We start from the raw sequence: 15,588 nt of genomic DNA, 5'->3' as shown, positions 1-15,588 counted from the left end.
GCCGGTTTCCTTAGCTGCTCGACCCGCCGCCCCAGCCACTGCGTGCGCTGGCTTTGCTGCCGAAGCCGCCTCGGGAGGTGGCCGATGAAACCGAGCTCGACGTAGGTGAAGAGCGCAGCGTGCTGGTGTAATTGCTGCTGCCGTACCGGGCCTGGTTCGAGCGGCCAAAGGTCGCGCCATTGGACACGCGTTGGTTGAGCGTCGAGTTGCCGTAGTTGCCGCGATCATCGCGATAGCGGTACACCGGTTCCGAACGGTAGCTGTTGCGGTTGTTGCTCAGCATGTTGCCGATCAGCAGGCCGGTCAGCAGGCTGCTGGTGGAGAAGCCTGAGCCACCGCCGCTGGCCTGAGCGTTGGCCGCTTGCGCATTGGCAGCGTCGACCTGGGATTGGGTCACCTGGCCTTCGGCGGTCAGTTCGAAGCCGCCCAAGCGTGGGATGAATTTGCCGGTGGAGTCTTGCTGGCACCAGTCGGCGACAAAGTCGGCGTCGCAATCGGCCTGGCTGTCGTACACCGGCGCTATGCGGCGATGCTCGGCCATGGCGGTCATGTAGGCGTCCGAGCAGACGTCCACCGGAAGTTTTTCATCGGCGCATTGCTGTACCGATTGGAAGTTGTACTTCTTTTGCAGGTCGTAGGTTTTTTCCGTTGGGCCGCAGCCGGATATCGCCATGGCGACCGACGCTGCCAGCGACAGCTGGACGTACTTGCTTCGTTTCATCGGGAGCTCCGTGGGCAATCAGTTCGAGGTGGGCGTCATGCACGCGGCATTCAGCATGCCGACGCTGATGGCCACCGCGGCCACGTAGATACCGGCCGCCAGTTCGCCCTTCTTGATGCGCTCGGATGTGCCCTTGAGCACCAGGCTGGTCAGCAGGAACGCCAGCAGCTGGACGACGGCGGCGATCACGGCCCAGACGATGAAGTCGAGAACGTTGATCGAGTAAGCAATCACGTTGCTGGCCGGAATGGCGAAACCGACGATGGCACCGCCCAGGGCGACCGCTGCGGAGGTGTTGCCCGCACGGATCAGTTCGAACTCCTTGTGCGGGGTGATGCGGGTGTAGATGAACTGGAACAGCGCGAACAGTACCGCAGCCCCCAGGATGTAGAGGACAAAGCCGAGCACGGCGGCTTTGTTGAGGGAGATGGAGAGTGCTTCTAGCATGGACGGCTTCCTTTTTTAGAGCGTAGTCAGGTCGGTGGTGTACAGCGAAATGCCTAGGGATGTGCTCAGGCTGATGGTGCCTTCGGCATCTTCTTCGACGGAGAACAGCAGAAACTCTCGACGGTCGGTCAGGCCGGTGTCGCGGGCGTATAGCATCGAACGGTGCTCGACGCTGTAGGTGGCTTCTGGGCTGGTGACCTGTTCGCTCATCGCCACCAATTCGGTCTGGCCGTCCTCGCTGCCCCACTCCCGGAAGAACTCGACGCCGTCGTGGGTGTAGGTCGGCAGCCCGATCAGGCTCTGTGGGCCCGCCAGCCTGCGCAGTTCCGCTTCGCTGCTGATGGTGACGTAACTGAGGTAGTTGAACACAATCACCGACTCGACCTGGCCTGCGACCTGGCCGGTGGTGTGCACCTGCAGCCAATAATCTTCGTCGTTCATGTAATAGCGCGACAGCCAGGTGGACTGGCCGAGGTCGATGGTGCCGTTGCTCCAGATTTCCTGGGAGCCGGGGATCACCACGTTGGTTTTTTCATCGAGCAGCAATTTAAGGGTGGTGTCGAACATCACCCCCTTGCCCGGTGCCAGGCCCAGCGGGCCGGTGGCTGGCAGGCTTGGGCTGACGGCCCGGTTCGAGTCGGTAGTGGCTTTTGGGGCCTCAAGCCCCATCAACTGTTTAAGCCATCCCATGGGAGATTTCCTTAAGTCGGGTGGAAGCGATATAGAAGAGTTCGCCGCCTTTGACCTGTGTGGCATTGGGCGGGTTGATCGAGGCCTGCTGAACACCTTGGGCGCGATAGCCGATGAGGGTGGCGTTGTGGCGTTCCTTCATCTGCGTGTACAGCTCGCCGAAGGTTGCCTCAAAGGCATCGGGCAATTTCATCAGGTATTGGGTGGCGCCCTGCCCCACGCACAGCAGCTCATTGATGACCACCGACGAGCCCGGGTCCTGAGAGGCGCGCACCAGCATTTCGATCGCCATGCTGGACGTGCACTCCAGGCGCGGGGCGTAGGAGCTGGCGAGCGCGGCGATTTCACTTTCGTTGAAGTGGGCGACCACATGCCCCACGGGGCTCAGTTGGTTCACCGCCAGCACGGTGGCCAGCGTCAGGTCGTCAGACGGGGTTCGCACCAGCACACGCTCGGCACCGGGCACACCGGCACGCAGCAACAGCGCGGTGGAAGACAGGCTTTCGCCGCGGATGAACGCTGCTTTGCCCGGCATCGGGTTTTCTTCAAGGCTGCAATCGCAGATCACGATCAGGTTGTCGTTCGAGGTTTCGTCTTGCAGCAACAACTCAATCACCCGCTCGCTGGACGCGCCCTCCCAGCCGATCAGCACGGTATGGCCGACCTTGCCGGTGAAATCACCTTTGCCCTTCATGCCTTTTCTCCATGCATCGATAACACTGCTGGTGGTTTTGCCGATGGCTGCCGTGAGCAGCGCAATGCCGCCGAGCATGACCCAGGCCGCCACGAAAATTCGCCCCGCCGAGGTCTGCGGTGCGAGGTCGCCATAGCCGACGGTGAGTGTGGTGGTGAGATAGAAGTAGATAAACGTGGCGAGAGCGGTGAGGTGTTGTTCGCCCAGCAACACCAGGCCCAGGTAAGCCGTGCTGAGGTGAACACCCAAGGCAACGATCAGCCCTGCCCAACCGAAGCGGTGAAAGAGGGAAGAGGCGTACATGCGTAACAAAAGAAAAATCGACATTTAGCCCCTGGCTCCCTGGGTACTTGAATCCTGACGACAGCATCGCCTCGGCGTTTGGATGCTCAAGTGCGTTCACCCGGCATTAAACCCGCTGCGCGGCGTGGATAGAAGTACCTTGGCTGCAATAAATCCAGCGAGTGCACCAAAGAGGTGACCTTCGAAGGAAATGCCCTGCCGGGGGAGGAAGCCCACGATCAGCCCGCCATACAGCAACGCCACGACAGCGGCGGTTAGCAGGTTGCTCCAGCTTCTATGGAACCAGGCGCGAGACAGTAGATAGGCCCATAGCCCGAACACCCAGCCGCTGGCGCCGACGTGAACGCCTGCAAAACCGAACAGCCAGACCAACGCGCCACCCAGCACAATCACGATTGCGCTGACAGCAATGAAGCGGTGGAGCCCGTCGAGGATAACCAAGGTGCCCAGGACCAGAAAGGCAATCAGGTTTGCGCTCAGGTGGGCAAAGGACGCGTGCAGAAACGGTGAGGTGAGGATGCCGAACAGGCCGTGCAGTGTTCTTGGGACCAGCCCGAATGCCATCAGGCTGTAACCGGTCGCTACATTGAGCAGTTGCAGCGCGACCATGAAGAGGGCCAGGCCAGCGATTGTCTTCAAACCCTTCAAGGCGTCCATCCTCACCTCGGCATAAAAAAGAAGGGCAGAAATGCCCTCCTCCCTTCGGCAACGTTGCTTACTCAGCCGACTTTTGCTTCAAGCGCTCCAGAATCGCATTGGCACTGCCTTCGTTCGGCGTGATGCCGGCATCGCGCAGTTTGCGTTCCAGGTCTGTCCCCGTCGACGCTTCGGCCAGTTCATCCTGAGCTTGCAGTTCAGCGGCACGTTGCTGCTGTTTAGCCTGCAAGCGATTGAGCGTACCGACGGCGGTTTCCAGCTTGCCGTTGGCACCGCCGCTGGCAATGGATGCGCTGACCTGGGCCTTCTGCACGCTGTCGCGAGCCTTGGCCATGTCCACTTGCTGGCGCAGGCTTTTGATCCGGCTCTCGGCCTTGGTGATGTCCTTGCGCATGCTCTCGGCGTAGCCACCGAACTCGGCAGTTTGTTTTTGCTCGACGTCCCGCTCGTTGGTCAGGGTCGAAATGGCTTCGGCGACTTCCAGGGCCAGATCTTCACGATTGGCCTGGATAGCGGCCATCGCCTTGGATTCCAGGTCTTTGATCTTGGCGTCGTACTCGCCAACACGATCAGCCGCCAGTTTGTGCTTGGCCATGATGCTCACCAGCTCACGCTTGGCGTTGGCCAAGGCGCTGTCTGCATCGCGAATTTCCTGGTCAAGGATGCGCAGGGCCTGTTGGTCGACGATCGATTCGCCGACTTCGCTGGCACCGCCACGCAGCGCGGTGAACAATTTGCTCCAGATGGACTGAGTCATTGGATTTTCCCGAATAATTAAATGAAGAAACGTTCGAAGGCTTCGCTGGCGCGCTGCACGTTATCAACCAGGGTTTTCACCTCGGTCACGATGTTGGTCAGGCTGGAGTCGGAGCTGAGCGCACCGAACATGTTGTAGACCACCTGCCCGTTGGGCATGGACTCGATACCGATGGACGACAACGGGAACATCTCCCGGCTGCGCAGCACGGCGTCGTTGAAGACCGGCACGTCGTTGATGGACTCAGCGTCAACCAGGACGGTATCCACGATGATTTGCTCGCCCACCACCGCGATGTAAATCGGCAAGCCACCAAAGTCGTTCATCTCCAGCTTGATGCTGGACTCGGAGCCTTGGACGAGAGAAAGCGTAATGTCATTGGACGTCACGTCATCCAGGGCCTGAAGAGCACTGAAGAGGCGATCGATATTCCAGTTGGTACCTGCGCTCATGAAATTCTCCGACATGAATGAGCCAGCCAGGATCGGTTGGCGTAGCTGTTTCTCCATTTGCTTGAGCAGGCTTCTGTTTTCGGGAAGCACCCAAGTCTCGTGTTTCACATAACCGGCCGCCGCCAGCCCCGCGCGCATCTGCTTCATGTAAAAGCTCGACGGCTTTTTTGCGGACGGCTTCAAGCGCTCTCCCTTGAGGCTTGCTGAATCGGTATCGGGCCCTGCTGATGGGCTCGATGGAGAGCTGCTGTTCATGGTACTGACCTCGCTGTGAAAAACTCACGCGTGAGAAAATCTACAGGCAATCCGCAGGGTACTCAATAGCTCACGCGTGAGATTTTTCCTTACATTTTTCAGCCACCGAAAAGGCCCAGCCTACCCCGCCAACTCTCGCTCGATTTGCTCGATGCTAGGCAAGCTCGTGTGCCGGGAAGTTTGTCCAAAAGCGCGACTTGATGGCACCAACACAATTGTGCAGCAACCTGTTGCACAAATTTCCGAATCCGACCACGCCTTAGCAAAAGCACGCCTGTACTTGAAATCGCGCGGCGAAAAACCCTGATGCCAGGGAAGGCAGGCTAGCCAGCCCACAGTGCCGTCACAAGCATTCGAGAGCAGTTCAGGAAGGTTCCTGCTTACCTCACAGAAAGGTCCTGCTGGCCCTTGACTCTCCCCTATACGGCACCCCCTACCCTGAGCCCCCTTTTCAGGACCTATCACCATGAGTCAGCGCATTCTGGTCATTCTCGGCCACCCGTCCGCCGATAGTTTTTGTTCCGCTCTCGCGCACACTTATATCCACGCCGCTAAAACGGCCGGTCACGAAGTCCGCGTCCTGCGCCTGGGTGATGTCAGGTTCGACCCCATCCTTAATCATGGCTATACCCAGGCCCAGACGCTGGAGCCCGACTTGCTCAGCGCCCAGTCCGACATCCTTTGGGCCGAGCACCTGGCGTGGGTTTTCCCGGTTTGGTGGGGCGGTATCCCGGCACTGATGAAGGGCTTTATCGACCGCGTTTTCCTCCCCGGCTTTGCCTTCAAGTACCGCGCAGGCAAGGCATTCCCAGACAAGCTGCTAAAGGGCCGAACCGCGCACTTGTTAGTGACCCTCGACACGCCGCCGTGGTATTACCGCTGGGTTTATCGCATGCCGGCCATCCACCAGATGCGGCGCACCACGCTGGCGCTGTGCGGCATCGCGACGAGCAAGACGCTGCTGTTGGGGCCGGTGCTGGGCTCTTCGCTGACGCAGCGGGCCAAGTGGCTGAAACAGGCCGGCGCACTATTTGAAAAAGGGAGTTTTCATGTACATCGGCAAAGCCGCGCAGTTGTCCGGCACGACCATCAAGGCGATTCGTCACTATGAGGCAATCGGGCTGATGCCAGCGCCTGCGCGTCGGGGCGGTTATCGCGTTTATACCGAGCAGAGTGTCGAGCGGCTGATGTTTATAAAGTGCGCGCAACAGCTGGGGTTCAAGCTCAAGGAATTACAGGAGATTTTGCAGGGGTACGAGGGTGATGCGCTTCCTTGGGACAAGGCTGACCAAGCCATCGCCAATAAGAAGCAAGCGTTAGCCATGCAAATTGTGGCATTGCAGAATATGCATCAGGGTTTATTGGTCTTCGAGGCCCAATTGAAAGCGGCGCAGGGGGAGTGCTGGGTCGCCACGAAGGCAGGCTGAGACTCGGTGAGCCGAATAAGGTCGCTAATCGGCTCATGGGGTGAGCCGAATAAACCCATCAATCGGCTCACATCACCGTGTGTGCGCCACTCATTTGCCCCAATCCCCCATGTCTGCTAGTGTCGCGCCGGTTTACCGTCTACCGGAATTGCCGCCATGGCCCGCAAAAAAGTTGCACTCGATTTCGAACAATCCCTCGCCGACCTGCAAGCCCTGGTCGAGCGTCTGGAGAACGGCGAGTTGTCGCTGGAAGACTCGTTGACGGCGTTTGAGCAAGGCATCGGCCTGACCCGCGACTGTCAGAGCGCGCTGGCGCAGGCGGAGCAGAAGGTCCAGGTGTTGCTGGAGCGTGACGGGGAGTTGGCCGAAGAACCTTTCGATGCGGAACAGCCGGAATGATCAGCGCGTATCAGGCCAGTAGCCAAGCTCGGGTGAATGCGGCGCTGGAGCCCCTGTTTGTTGCGCCAAGCCCGGAAATGACGCGCCTCTATGCAGCCATGCGCTACAGCGTGATGAATGGTGGCAAGCGCGTGCGCCCGTTGCTGGCCTATGCCGCCTGCGAAGCTCTCGGGGCGCCGGCAGCCGAGGCGAATGGTGCGGCCTGTGCGGTCGAGTTGATCCACGCCTATTCCCTGGTGCATGACGACTTGCCGGCAATGGACGACGATGACTTGCGTCGCGGCCAGCCCACCACCCACAAAGCCTTCGATGAGGCCTATGCAATTCTGGCCGGAGATGGCTTGCAGAGCCTGGCGTTCAGCGCATTGCTGGACCCGACGCTAAGCAGCGTCAACGCCGAGATCCGCTTGCGCATGGTCACCGCCCTGGCCCATGCAGCGGGCCCGGCTGGAATGGTCGGCGGGCAGGCCATCGACATGGGCTCGGTCAGCCTCAAGCTCGATCAAAAAGCCCTCGAACACATGCATCGCCACAAGACCGGTGCGCTGATTGAAGCCGCCGTGCAGCTGGGCGCCCTGGCCAGTGGCCGCGCCGGCGCCGAGCAATTGGCGGCCTTGCAGACCTACTCCCGCGCTGTCGGCCTGGCCTTCCAGGTGCAGGACGATATTCTCGACGTGGAAAGTGACACCGCCACCCTGGGCAAACGCCAAGGCGCCGATATCGCACGGGACAAGCCGACTTATCCTGCGTTGCTCGGGCTGCAAGCCGCCAAGGCGTATGCCATCGAGCTGCGTGACCAGGCGCTGGATGCCCTGCGACCTTTCGACGCGGCGGCCGAGCCACTGCGTGACCTGGCGCGGTATATCGTCGAACGTCGCCACTGACAGCCGCGGCCATTTGCGCCGCATATCGGCCAAGTTCGGCGCTCTGCGTGGGCAGTTTGCACGGCTTGAGGTAAACTGCCGCCTCTTCTATACCTATAACGATTCGCCTGATGCCCACGACGTTTCAAGAGATTCCCCGCAAACGCCCGTCCACGCCCCTGCTCGACCGTGCTGCCACGCCGGACGGCCTGCGTCGACTGGGTGAAGCCGAGCTGGAAACCCTGGCCGATGAGCTGCGCCTGGAATTGCTCTACACGGTCGGCCAGACCGGTGGGCATTTTGGCGCCGGGCTGGGCGTGATCGAGCTGACCATCGCCTTGCATTACGTGTTCGACACCCCGGACGACCGGCTGGTGTGGGACGTGGGCCACCAGGCGTATCCGCATAAAATCCTCACCGGCCGTCGCGAGCGCATGGCCAGCCTGCGCCAGAAGGACGGCCTGGCCGCCTTCCCACGCCGTGCCGAGAGCGAGTACGACACCTTTGGCGTCGGCCACTCCAGCACGTCCATCAGTGCAGCACTGGGCATGGCGATTGCCGCCCGCCTGCAAGGCAGTGAGCGCAAGGCGATTGCGGTGATTGGTGATGGCGCGCTGACCGCCGGCATGGCCTTCGAAGCGCTGAACCATGCGCCGGAAGTGGACGCCAACATGTTGGTGATCCTCAACGACAACGACATGTCGATTTCGCGCAACGTGGGTGGCCTGTCCAATTACCTGGCGAAGATCCTCTCCAGCCGTACCTATGCCAGCATGCGCGAAGGCAGTAAGAAAGTGCTGTCGCGTCTGCCTGGCGCGTGGGAAATCGCGCGCCGCACCGAAGAATATGCCAAGGGCATGCTGGTCCCCGGCACGCTGTTCGAAGAGCTGGGCTGGAACTACATCGGCCCTATCGACGGCCACGACCTGCCCACCCTGATCGCCACGTTGCGCAACATGCGCGACCTCAAGGGCCCGCAGTTCCTGCATATCGTCACCAAGAAAGGCAAAGGTTTCGCTCCGGCGGAAGTCGACCCGATTGGTTACCACGCGATCACCAAACTCGAACCCCTCGATGCCCCTGCCGCCGCGCCGAAAAAGGCCAGCGGGCCGAAGTATTCCGGGGTGTTTGGCGAATGGCTGTGCGACATGGCCGCCGCCGATCCGCGCCTGGTGGGTGTGACCCCGGCGATGAAGGAAGGCTCCGACCTGGTGGCGTTCAGCGAGCGTTTCCCGCTGCGTTACTTCGATGTGGCGATTGCCGAGCAACACGCCGTGACCTTCGCGGCCGGCATGGCCTGCGAAGGCGCCAAGCCGGTGGTGGCGATCTACTCCACCTTCCTGCAACGCGGTTATGACCAGCTGGTTCACGATGTAGCGGTACAGAACCTCGACGTGCTGTTCGCCATCGACCGTGCCGGCCTGGTGGGCGAAGACGGCCCGACACATGCGGGCAGCTTCGACCTGTCGTACCTGCGTTGCATCCCCGGCATGCTGGTAATGACGCCGAGCGACGAGAACGAACTGCGCAAGATGCTCAGCACCGGCCACCTGTACAACGGCCCGGCCGCTGTGCGGTACCCGCGCGGCACCGGCCCGAACGCCGTGATCGAAAAAGACCTGGAGCCGATTGAAATCGGTAAAGGCATCGTGCGTCGCCAAGGCAGCAAAACCGCGTTCCTGGTGTTTGGCGTACAACTGGCCGAAGCCTTGAAAGTCGCTGAGAAGATCGACGCCACCGTGGTCGACATGCGATTCGTCAAGCCACTGGATGAAGCGTTGGTGCGCGAGATCGCCGCTGGCCATGAGCTGCTGGTGACCGTCGAAGAGAACGCCATCATGGGCGGCGCCGGTGCGGCGGTCAGCGAGTTCCTGGCGCGGGAGAATATCCTCAAGTCGGTGCTGCACCTGGGCTTGCCGGATGTATACGTCGAACACGCCAAGCCGGCGCAGATGCTGGCTGAGTGCGGGCTGGATGAAGCGGGTATCGAGGCGTCCGTTCGCGAGCGCCTGGCGCTACTGAATCTGTAATCAGCTCCAAATGTGGGAGCGGGCTTGCCTGCGATGACGGCGGCACATTCGCTAACAATGTGTCAGATACACCGTTATCGCAGGCAAGCCAGCTCCCACAGTGGTTTTGCATGACATTCGAATGCTATGGACAGCCCATGAAACGCCTGTGCCTTGCCCTGCTACTGCTTCCCTGCGCCGACCTGCTCGCCGATACCCGCGACCAGGCCCTGAAGCTCTCCGACGTGGTTATCAGCGCCAACCGCCAAGTCCAGGCGCGTAACGACAGCAGCGCCGCCAACACCGTCTTCACCCGCGCCGACATCGACCGCCTGCAACCCACCAGCGTCACCGACCTGCTCAGCCGCGTGCCGGGCGTGCAAGTTGCGCCAACCGGTGGGCGTGGCAGTTTGCCGGGGATTTTTATTCGCGGCACCAAGTCGGCGCAGAGCCTGGTGCTGGTGGACGGCCAACGCATCGCCAACACCACCTCCGGCGACAGCGGCTTGCAATACCTCAACGTCGATCAGATTGAACGGGTGGAAGTGCTGCGCGGTTCGCGTTCGGTGATCTACGGCAGTGATGCGATTGGCGGGGTGATTCAGGTGTTTACCCGGCGCAATGCCGAGCAAGGCTTGCAGCCGCGCTTGAAACTGAGCTTTGGCAGCAACCAGACCTGGGAGCGCAGCCTGGGCCTGTCGGGCGGCGATGAACACACGCGTTTCAACCTGGGCGCGAGCCTGGATGAAACTGCCGGTATCAACGCGAGCCACGCGTCGTTTCCCAGCGACGGCGACCATGATGCCTACCGCAATCAGTCCATCAGCCTGAACCTCAGCCATTCGTTCAGCGATGAGCTGGAGGTGGGTTTCAACCTGTTGGATAACCGTGGCAAGTCGGAGTACGACAACAGCTATGGCCGCTACGACGGCGCCACCGGGCAGAGCGTCGGCCAGAAACCCTACACCGACTACACCGTGAGCAGCGCTAGCGGCTATGTCGATGCCAAGCTCAATGACAGCTGGCAGTCGCGCCTGGAGCTGGGCCACAGTGAAAACCGCGACACCAAGCGCGATACCCTCAGCGATGATTACAGTGCATTCAACACCTACCGCGACTCGGTCAATTGGCAGAACGACCTGACCCTGGATGAGCCAAACAGCCTGATCGTCGGCGGCGATTGGTACGAAGACCGTTTCCACGGTTCTACCACCTTTACCGAGAACAGCCGCTGGAACCGGGCGGCCTTTGTGCAGCACCGTTTCAAGAGCCAGTGGTTTTCCACCGAGCTGGGCCTGCGCCGCGACCAGAACCAGCAGTTCGGCGGCCAGAACAGTTGGAGCGGCACCCTGACTGTGCCGGTCAACCCTGACAATGACCTGCTCTTGAGCTACAGCGAAGGCTTCCGCGCGCCGACCTTCAACGACCTCTATTACCCCGACACACAGTACAGCAACCCAAACCTGCAGCCCGAGACATCAAAGAGCTACGAGCTGCAATGGCGCAGCCAGCTGACCGACAGCGCACGTCTGGAAGCCTCGCTGTATCGCACCGACCTGAGCGACGCGATCATCCTTGACGCCGGCAAGCCGCAAAACGTGGCGTCGGCGCGGATCAATGGTTTTGAAGCGGCGCTCAAGCAGGAACTGTTTGGCTGGCAGGGCAACCTGGGCCTGTCGCTTATCGACCCGCGTGACCGTGACAGCGGCCACACCCTGGCACGTCGCGCACGGCGAACGGTGAACCTGGATCTGGACCGGCAATTTGATCAACTCGGTCTCGGCGCCAGCTGGCAAGCGATCAGCAGCAGCTACGACGATGAAGCCAACCGCAACCGTCTGGGCGGTTATGCCTTGTTGGGGCTGCGCAGTAGTTGGGCGTTGAACCGGGAGGTGTCGTTGTCGTTGAAGGTGGATAACGTGCTGGACAAGGCTTATGCACGGGCGAAGTACAGCTACCTCGGGGAAAGCCAGAATTATCGTGAAGAAGGTCGGGTGTGGATGGTTGGGGTGACGTGGACACCTGAGATCTAAGTGACCTGAACGGGCGTCATCGCAGGCAAGCCAGCTCCCACAGGAGAATGCATTTCAATTGTGGGAGCTGGCTTGCCTGCGATAGCGGTGTCACAGGTTCGGCGCAATCACCTGGCACAACCGCGCTACCGCCTCAAGCATCTGCCCACTCGGCCGCTCCAGGCCCTTGTCCGGCACCAACCGCACCCGCGACGCCATCATTGGCCATGCCTTCCAAGCCTCCTTCTGAGCCTGATCCCCCACCAGGATCACCTCCGGATCACGCGCCAGCACCGACTCGATGCTCACCTGCGGCGCCGGCAACTTCAGGTCATCAAACACATTGCGCGCCCCGCACACGCTGAGGGCATCGCTGATGATCTGCCCGCCGCCCACGGTGTACAGCGGTTGGTTCCACACTTGGTAGAACACCCGCAGCGGCTCGGCCCGCCGGTAGCGCTGGCGCAACTCGGCCAAGCGCTGGCGCAATTGGGCCGCACGCTCGCGCCCCGCCTCAGCTCGGCCCAATTGCTCGGCAATGGCCTGCACCTGGGTGGTCAGTTGTTCAAGGCTGTGGGGTTCGGCGACGTACACCGGGATGTTCAACCGCTGGAGCTGCTCGCGCTGGGCCGGGCCGACGCTGCCAGGCCACAGCAGGATCAGGTCGGGCTTGAGGCTGAGCAGGCGCTCCATGTCCAACTGGCCGTAGCGCCCGACCGAGGGCACCTTCGCCAACGCCACCGGGCGCTCACCACCATCAAGTACGCCAACCAGCAAGTCCTCGGCACCCAGTTCAAGCACGATTTCAGACAGTGACGGCGCCAGGCTGACAACCCGCTCGACCGCCAACGCCTGAGCACTGAATACCAGCAGCAGCGCCAGCCAGTAGCGCTTCATCCCAACTGGCGCGGTATGCGATAGAGGTAGAACAGCACCAGCGTCGACAGCGCCAACAGAAACAACGGCACCGCCTCCAGGCCGACGAACACCGCCAGCGCACCGATCCAGGCCGGTAACGCTGCAACCAGCAAGGCCGTGCGCCGACGCGCCGCCAGGGTGATCCAGGCCGCTGGTTCGTCAGCAGTATCAAGGGCTTTGGAGGTGGCGATCAGCGCGTGTTTATAAGCATGAAAATAACGCAGGCTGAGAAACATCGAGGCCACGCCGGCGATGAAGAACGGCATGGCCAATACGGGCAACAAGGATCCAGCACGGCCAAACAGCAGGTTGATCACAAACAAAGGCAGCAACGCCAACGCCAGGTACTGCCACCAGTTGAAGGACAGTCGCCGCTTCACCTGACCACGGGTCACGCGCGGTCGACCTCGCCCTGGTGCTCGTTGCCCATCATGTGGTCGAGCTTGCTGGCTTTGGTGGCCAGGTAGAGTTTGTTGTGCGGGTTATGCCCGGTGTGCAGTGGTACGCGCTCGGCCACGGTGATGCCCATCTCGGTCAAGGCTTTGACCTTGCGGGGGTTGTTGGTCATCAGGCGCAGGGATTTGACCCCCAGGTGCTCGAGCATCGGCAGGCAGATGGCGTAGTCGCGTTGGTCGGCGGCGAAGCCCAGGCGCTCGTTGGCCTCCACGGTATCGGCGCCGCCGTCTTGCAGTTCGTAGGCACGGATCTTGTTCAACAGGCCAATGCCGCGGCCTTCCTGACGCAAGTACAGCAATACGCCACGGCCTTCACGGGCGATGGCCTGCAGTGCGGCCTCCAGTTGCGAGCCGCAGTCACAGCGCTGGCTGAACAGCGCATCGCCGGTCAGGCACTCGGAATGCACACGCCCCAGCACCGGCTCACCATCGGTAATGTCGCCGAGGCTGAGCACAACGTGCTCGCGCCCGGTGGCTTCTTCAAGAAAGCCGTTCATGGTGAACGTGGCAAAAGGGGTAGGCAGCTTGGAAGCGGCGACGAAAACGACGGGCACCGTGTGCTCCTGATTTCAGATTTCACAGAGGCGGGCATTGTAACAGCACGTTCCTACAGACGCTTAAGCTGAATTATCGCTGATAAAGATCAATAGGTTCGATTGGCCTTTGGATTGATTCTATGTAGGCGCGAGCTTGCTCGCGAATGTGGTCAACGATGACGCGGGCATCCTGGGTGAACGCGGCGTTTATGAGTTTTTCGCGAGCAAGCTCGCTCCTACAAGGGGTAGGGCTGTTTCCAGCGCTCGAAAATTGCTTTCAGCTCACCGGTCTTGACCAGGCTGGCCAGACGCTGGTCATACACGGCCATCAATGCCCTGCCGCGCTCGGTGTCAGCGAAGGCTACGTAGAGCGGTAGTTCAGCGATATGGGTGAGTTTGAATAGCGCCGGGTCTTGCGCTTGGCTGAGCACGTATTTGGCTTCGGTAAGGGCATCGATATAGAAATCGGCGCGACCGTGTTGCAACATCGGCAGAATGCCACTGCGTCGCTCGATCTGGTTGAACCGCTGCACGTTGGGCAGGTACCCCTCGTACTTGTAACCACGCACCCAGGCCAGGCGGTACTTGCCCAGGGTCGCCAACGTCGGCGTGGGTGCAGTGGCCAGCCCGAGAGCGTAGACATGATCGGCGTCGAAGTTCCAGCGCGGGTACAGCACACCACTGGCCTCCTCGCGATAGGTGCCGACACAACCATCCACCTCACCACGCTGGGCCAAGCCGATCGAGCGGGTGTAGGGCACGCTGCGGGTGTGCACGGTGATGCCAGCCGGTTCAAAGACTTGGCGCAACACGTCCCAGGCCAGGCCGCTGCCATCTTTGTTGGTGTAGTCGTTCCACTCCTCACTGGCCAGCACGATTTTGCCGGGCACGGGAGTGCTCGCCTGGGCCAGGGAAGCGAAGGTACACAGCACGATCAGCAGCCAGCGGCATGCAGCCATAGTCACGGCCTCTTACTCGGGATAAACGTATAAAGGGTAGCGCAGAGCGTCGGCTTAGGGCGTCTGGCGAAAATGCTGGTAGCCGCGCACGGCCGGGGTGATGTCCTGGCCGTTGCCGTCGAGCAGCGTCACGCCCTGCCCCGCTTCGACCCGGCCGACCACGTGCACCGGCCAGCTATCCGCCTGCAACGGCGTCAACTCGGACGGTGGCAAGGTAAACGCCAGCACGTAGTCGTCGCCTCCGCTCAACGCCGCCACGTGAGCCTGGTCTTCACCGACAAACGCCAGCAAGGCCGCAGACAACGGCAGCCGGTGGCGCTCAACCACCAGGCGCACCGCTGACGCCTTGGCGATATGCCCGCAATCGGCCAGCAGCCCATCGGAGATATCCATCGCCGCTGTCGCCTTGCCCCGCAGCGCAAGCCCCAGGGCTAACTGCGGTTGCGGCGACCAGTAATGCGCCAGCAGCGGCTCGGCGATGGCTGCGTCAGCCGTGCGTTGCCCCAATACCAACGACAAGGCACCCGCGGCATTGCCTAACTCGCCACCCACACACAGCAGGTCGCCCGGCTGTGCACCGCTGCGCGTCAAGGCCTGGCCAGCCGGCACGCGGCCGAACACGGTCAGGGTCAGGCTCAGCGGCCCACGGGTGGTATCGCCGCCCACCAGGCCCACGCCGCAGCTTTGCGCCATGGCATTCAAACCTTGGGCATAGCGTTGCAGCCAATCGGCTTCGACGCTCGGTGTGGTCAGGGCAAGGGTAAAGGCGAGGGGGTGGGCGCCCATGGCGGCCAGGTCGCTCACCGCCACGGCCAGCGAGCGCTGGCCGAGCAGGAATGGGTCACAGGGGTCGGCAAAATGCACCCCTGCTACCAGCGTATCGGTAGAGACTGCCAGTTGCTCCCCGGCGGGAAGCGCCAGCAAGGCGCAGTCGTCGCCGATCCCCAGGGCAATGCCTTCGCCACCTTGCGCACAGGGCGCGGCGGCGAAGTATGTGCGGATCAGCTCAAACTCACCCATTGAGGAATCAAGCG

At 61.4% G+C, this 15,588-nt stretch carries 18 protein-coding genes and 1 pseudogene; 6 read left to right on the top strand and 13 right to left on the bottom strand.

All coding sequences use genetic code 11. The annotated features are described in order from the left end of the window. Nucleotides 1-10 precede the first annotated feature (10 nt). From QK296_RS17220 to QK296_RS17185, 8 genes and pseudogenes are all read right to left on the bottom strand, one after another. The gene (locus QK296_RS17220; RefSeq protein ID WP_003194537.1) at nt 11-721 is read right to left on the bottom strand and encodes a DUF1190 domain-containing protein; all 711 of its coding nucleotides are present in this window, start codon (nt 719-721) and stop codon (nt 11-13) included. Nucleotides 722-739: 18 nt separating this feature from the next. Further along, entirely contained in the window at nt 740-1,168 is a 429-nt protein-coding gene (locus tag QK296_RS17215; protein WP_003194539.1) for a DUF350 domain-containing protein, read from the bottom strand. A gap of 15 nt (nt 1,169-1,183) precedes the next feature. Next, nucleotides 1,184-1,858: a DUF2491 family protein gene (locus QK296_RS17210; protein WP_034133854.1), complete on the bottom strand. Its 675-nt coding sequence runs from the start codon at nt 1,856-1,858 to the stop codon at nt 1,184-1,186. Next, the gene (locus QK296_RS17205) at nt 1,845-2,879 is read right to left on the bottom strand and encodes an ion channel (protein WP_003194545.1); all 1,035 of its coding nucleotides are present in this window, start codon (nt 2,877-2,879) and stop codon (nt 1,845-1,847) included. Before QK296_RS17205 ends, QK296_RS17210 begins: the two co-directional genes overlap by 14 nt. Nucleotides 2,880-2,951: 72 nt before the next feature. Beyond that, a complete protein-coding gene (locus tag QK296_RS17200) occupies nt 2,952-3,512 on the bottom strand; it encodes a rhomboid family intramembrane serine protease (protein ID WP_003194547.1) in 561 nt (186 codons plus the stop codon). 58 nt (nt 3,513-3,570) lie between these two features. Next, nucleotides 3,571-4,269, bottom strand: a complete 699-nt coding sequence (locus tag QK296_RS17195; protein WP_003194548.1) for a PspA/IM30 family protein — start codon at nt 4,267-4,269, stop codon at nt 3,571-3,573. A 17-nt stretch (nt 4,270-4,286) separates the two neighbouring features. Next, nucleotides 4,287-4,868 (bottom strand): YjfI family protein, encoded by a 582-nt coding sequence (locus QK296_RS17190; protein ID WP_032900887.1) that lies wholly within the window; start codon nt 4,866-4,868, stop codon nt 4,287-4,289. Nucleotides 4,869-5,146: 278 nt separating this feature from the next. Further along, nucleotides 5,147-5,282: pseudogene (locus QK296_RS17185) on the bottom strand (DUF1016 N-terminal domain-containing protein); the annotation flags it as partial. A gap of 160 nt (nt 5,283-5,442) precedes the next feature. Between QK296_RS17185 and QK296_RS17180 the strand changes: the two are divergent. The 6 genes from QK296_RS17180 (at nt 5,443) to QK296_RS17155 (ending at nt 11,707) form a co-directional block, all read left to right on the top strand. Then, on the top strand, nt 5,443-6,087 hold the full coding sequence (locus QK296_RS17180; RefSeq protein WP_003194552.1) for an NAD(P)H-dependent oxidoreductase: 645 nt from the start codon (nt 5,443-5,445) through the stop codon (nt 6,085-6,087). Next, on the top strand, nt 6,026-6,403 hold the full coding sequence (locus QK296_RS17175) for a MerR family transcriptional regulator (RefSeq protein ID WP_034133857.1): 378 nt from the start codon (nt 6,026-6,028) through the stop codon (nt 6,401-6,403). The genes QK296_RS17180 and QK296_RS17175 overlap by 62 nt, the downstream gene beginning before the upstream one ends. A gap of 156 nt (nt 6,404-6,559) precedes the next feature. Next, complete coding sequence (locus QK296_RS17170) at nt 6,560-6,802, top strand: exodeoxyribonuclease VII small subunit (RefSeq protein WP_003194556.1); 243 nt, start codon at nt 6,560-6,562, stop codon at nt 6,800-6,802. Continuing rightward, nucleotides 6,799-7,686 (top strand): (2E,6E)-farnesyl diphosphate synthase, encoded by an 888-nt coding sequence (gene ispA / locus QK296_RS17165; protein WP_169856592.1) that lies wholly within the window; start codon nt 6,799-6,801, stop codon nt 7,684-7,686. Before QK296_RS17170 ends, ispA begins: the two co-directional genes overlap by 4 nt. Nucleotides 7,687-7,796: 110 nt before the next feature. Further along, nucleotides 7,797-9,695, top strand: a complete 1,899-nt coding sequence (gene dxs / locus QK296_RS17160; RefSeq protein WP_003194559.1) for a 1-deoxy-D-xylulose-5-phosphate synthase — start codon at nt 7,797-7,799, stop codon at nt 9,693-9,695. A gap of 137 nt (nt 9,696-9,832) precedes the next feature. Then, on the top strand, nt 9,833-11,707 hold the full coding sequence (locus QK296_RS17155) for a TonB-dependent receptor (protein ID WP_282391123.1): 1,875 nt from the start codon (nt 9,833-9,835) through the stop codon (nt 11,705-11,707). A gap of 90 nt (nt 11,708-11,797) precedes the next feature. On the opposite strand, the gene QK296_RS17150 is transcribed toward QK296_RS17155, so the two are convergent. The 5 genes from QK296_RS17150 to thiL all read right to left on the bottom strand — a co-directional run bounded on the left by QK296_RS17150 (nt 11,798) and on the right by thiL (nt 15,574). After that, nucleotides 11,798-12,583, bottom strand: coding sequence for a cobalamin-binding protein (locus QK296_RS17150; protein ID WP_003194564.1), 786 nt, complete (start codon nt 12,581-12,583; stop codon nt 11,798-11,800). Next, nucleotides 12,580-12,999 carry a hypothetical protein gene (locus QK296_RS17145; RefSeq protein ID WP_003194566.1) on the bottom strand — a complete coding sequence of 140 codons (420 nt, stop codon included), beginning with the start codon at nt 12,997-12,999 and terminating at the stop codon, nt 12,580-12,582. The genes QK296_RS17150 and QK296_RS17145 overlap by 4 nt, the downstream gene beginning before the upstream one ends. Beyond that, nucleotides 12,996-13,613, bottom strand: coding sequence for a GTP cyclohydrolase II (gene ribA / locus QK296_RS17140; RefSeq protein ID WP_003194569.1), 618 nt, complete (start codon nt 13,611-13,613; stop codon nt 12,996-12,998). Before ribA ends, QK296_RS17145 begins: the two co-directional genes overlap by 4 nt. A 218-nt stretch (nt 13,614-13,831) precedes the next feature. Then, nucleotides 13,832-14,554, bottom strand: a complete 723-nt coding sequence (locus tag QK296_RS17135) for a transporter substrate-binding domain-containing protein (protein WP_034133862.1) — start codon at nt 14,552-14,554, stop codon at nt 13,832-13,834. A gap of 54 nt (nt 14,555-14,608) precedes the next feature. Further along, nucleotides 14,609-15,574, bottom strand: coding sequence for a thiamine-phosphate kinase (gene thiL / locus QK296_RS17130; protein WP_282391122.1), 966 nt, complete (start codon nt 15,572-15,574; stop codon nt 14,609-14,611). Nucleotides 15,575-15,588 lie beyond the last annotated feature (14 nt).

Origin of the sequence: Pseudomonas sp. AL10 (assembly GCF_029960685.1) — a bacterium.
GTDB lineage: Bacteria > Pseudomonadota > Gammaproteobacteria > Pseudomonadales > Pseudomonadaceae > Aquipseudomonas > Aquipseudomonas lactis.
This window is presented reverse-complemented; position numbering and strand designations above follow the sequence as displayed.

What these genes read in the sequence shown, in the direction of transcription:
- QK296_RS17150 (WP_003194564.1), bottom strand. Translation starts at nt 12,583, where the DNA reads ATGAAGCGCTACTGGCTGGCGCTGCTGCTGGTATTCAGTGCTCAGGCG.
- QK296_RS17215 (WP_003194539.1), bottom strand. Translation starts at nt 1,168, where the DNA reads ATGCTAGAAGCACTCTCCATCTCCCTCAACAAAGCCGCCGTGCTCGGC.
- thiL (WP_282391122.1), bottom strand. Translation starts at nt 15,574, where the DNA reads ATGGGTGAGTTTGAGCTGATCCGCACATACTTCGCCGCCGCGCCCTGT.
- QK296_RS17180 (WP_003194552.1), top strand. Translation starts at nt 5,443, where the DNA reads ATGAGTCAGCGCATTCTGGTCATTCTCGGCCACCCGTCCGCCGATAGT.
- QK296_RS17190 (WP_032900887.1), bottom strand. Translation starts at nt 4,868, where the DNA reads ATGAAGCAGATGCGCGCGGGGCTGGCGGCGGCCGGTTATGTGAAACAC.
- dxs (WP_003194559.1), top strand. Translation starts at nt 7,797, where the DNA reads ATGCCCACGACGTTTCAAGAGATTCCCCGCAAACGCCCGTCCACGCCC.
- QK296_RS17175 (WP_034133857.1), top strand. Translation starts at nt 6,026, where the DNA reads ATGTACATCGGCAAAGCCGCGCAGTTGTCCGGCACGACCATCAAGGCG.
- QK296_RS17170 (WP_003194556.1), top strand. Translation starts at nt 6,560, where the DNA reads ATGGCCCGCAAAAAAGTTGCACTCGATTTCGAACAATCCCTCGCCGAC.
- QK296_RS17155 (WP_282391123.1), top strand. Translation starts at nt 9,833, where the DNA reads ATGAAACGCCTGTGCCTTGCCCTGCTACTGCTTCCCTGCGCCGACCTG.
- ispA (WP_169856592.1), top strand. Translation starts at nt 6,799, where the DNA reads ATGATCAGCGCGTATCAGGCCAGTAGCCAAGCTCGGGTGAATGCGGCG.
- QK296_RS17135 (WP_034133862.1), bottom strand. Translation starts at nt 14,554, where the DNA reads ATGGCTGCATGCCGCTGGCTGCTGATCGTGCTGTGTACCTTCGCTTCC.
- QK296_RS17195 (WP_003194548.1), bottom strand. Translation starts at nt 4,269, where the DNA reads ATGACTCAGTCCATCTGGAGCAAATTGTTCACCGCGCTGCGTGGCGGT.
- QK296_RS17200 (WP_003194547.1), bottom strand. Translation starts at nt 3,512, where the DNA reads ATGGACGCCTTGAAGGGTTTGAAGACAATCGCTGGCCTGGCCCTCTTC.
- QK296_RS17210 (WP_034133854.1), bottom strand. Translation starts at nt 1,858, where the DNA reads ATGGGATGGCTTAAACAGTTGATGGGGCTTGAGGCCCCAAAAGCCACT.
- QK296_RS17205 (WP_003194545.1), bottom strand. Translation starts at nt 2,879, where the DNA reads ATGTCGATTTTTCTTTTGTTACGCATGTACGCCTCTTCCCTCTTTCAC.
- QK296_RS17220 (WP_003194537.1), bottom strand. Translation starts at nt 721, where the DNA reads ATGAAACGAAGCAAGTACGTCCAGCTGTCGCTGGCAGCGTCGGTCGCC.